At 64.3% G+C, this 724-nt stretch carries 1 protein-coding gene; it reads right to left on the bottom strand.

Annotated features, from left to right (window positions below; all coding sequences use genetic code 11):
* Window positions 1–139 precede the first annotated feature (139 nt).
* Complete coding sequence (locus tag AC1DVR_RS23835) at window positions 140–481, bottom strand: bactofilin family protein (RefSeq protein WP_478003101.1); 342 nt, start codon at window positions 479–481, stop codon at window positions 140–142.
* Between the last annotated feature and the right edge of the window lie 243 nt (window positions 482–724).

Below are 724 nucleotides of genomic sequence, written 5' to 3'. Positions count from 1 at the left end.
ACCCTGGCGTGACGTGACTACGCCCGCCCTTCGGGGCGGGCTGCGGCCCGGCGGTCGCGCCGGGGTTTCGCCGTCACCGCCACCTTCGGGCTCCGGGGCTTGCCGCTAGCCAGTCAAGCAAGCCAGAATCTGCAGTGCGTCAGGATTTCCGCTTCAGGCTGCCCTCGAACTGTGCGCCGGTTTCAATCGTGATCGTCTCATGCGTGATATCGGCCCGGACGCGGGACGAACCGGACAGCGACACCGATTTCGCGGCAATGGTTCCGTCGATCATCCCCAATACCGACAGGTTCAGGGCCATGACCTGACCCGCAACACGTCCGCTGGCAGAGATCAGTACATCCGGGGCCCGCACGGTGCCAGTGATCTTGCCATGCACATCCACCGGGCCTTTGGAACTGACGTCGCCGTCGATTTCCAGATCKTCCGCGAGCCACGAGCGGGCCGCGCCACCCGGTGCCGCGGTCGGCCATTCCGTCACTGTGATTTCCGTGCCCATAGCCTGATGCTCACCCTGTTCCATCTGTGAAGGCCGATAAGACCGCAATGCCTGACCACGTCAATGACGGGGTCAGGTGTCGGGGCGAAATCAGCAAGCGAGCGCCGCTTGGCCATCTGCGACAGTTCGGGACAGTCGCCGTCGCATGCGAGGGAAGGCGATACACGACCCTCTGGCCGCCCGTTTGACGCCAATGACCGGAAATGCCGATACTGGCACTGCGCG

Source organism: Rhodobacter sp. P2_H5 (assembly GCF_056403335.1).
Note: the sequence above shows the minus strand (reverse complement) of the source record. Positions and strands in the feature narration are given on the sequence as shown.